This window comes from Vibrio sp. H11, assembly GCF_004804295.1.
GTDB lineage: Bacteria > Pseudomonadota > Gammaproteobacteria > Enterobacterales > Vibrionaceae > Vibrio > Vibrio ostreae.
This window is the reverse complement of sequence record NZ_SSHN01000033.1, coordinates 1-689: the sequence shown is the minus strand read 5'-3', so window position 1 is coordinate 689 and position 689 is coordinate 1. Positions and strand designations below refer to the sequence as shown.

General features: G+C 39.3%; 1 tRNA gene. It reads left to right on the top strand.

The features are described 5' to 3' along the window. Positions 1–186: 186 nt before the first annotated feature. Positions 187–262, top strand: a tRNA-Glu gene (locus E6C74_RS20940). Positions 263–689: the final 427 nt, after the last annotated feature.

The following is a 689-nucleotide window of genomic DNA, read 5'->3' as shown; positions in this document are numbered from 1 at the left end:
ACGAATGATTATTGCGATGAGTGTTCACACAGATTGATACGGTTTTATAGAAAAGAGATATAACGAAGAGATTTTTGTTTAAATCAAGGCGTGCAACTGACGAGTGAAGGCACATACATCAGTATGTAACTGAACGAGGACAGGCAGTACAACGAAGAGTTAAGCAAAAAGATCAAGTTAGATTGTGTCCCGTTCGTCTAGAGGCCTAGGACACCGCCCTTTCACGGCGGTAACAGGGGTTCGACTCCCCTACGGGATACCACTTTCGCTTTATACTGCGTTAAATTGGTCGTTGTGTATGATTATACACGTCCTCTCAATTTGCCTTGTCTAAAACGAAAGTCATCATCAAAGCGTTTTTATTAAGAACTCTTGAATGATGTTTATTCAACATCTGCTCTTTAACAATTTGGAAAGCTGACAAAATAATCTTTTGTTTATTCGTAAACGAAATATTATTTGTAAAGTTCTCAATGTATTCCGAAATGGAATACACCAACAACACATTCAAGTGTGCTTGGTAGAAACTTGTTTAACAAGTTTCAAAATTGAGTCCGGCAAAATCGACATGTCTCTCGCTCATTCAAATAATGAGAGACAACGAAACCTTGGTGACTTGGTTCATCAACTCGAAACTCCTTCGGGTTGTATGGTTAAGTGACTAAGCGTACACGGTGGATGCCTTGGCA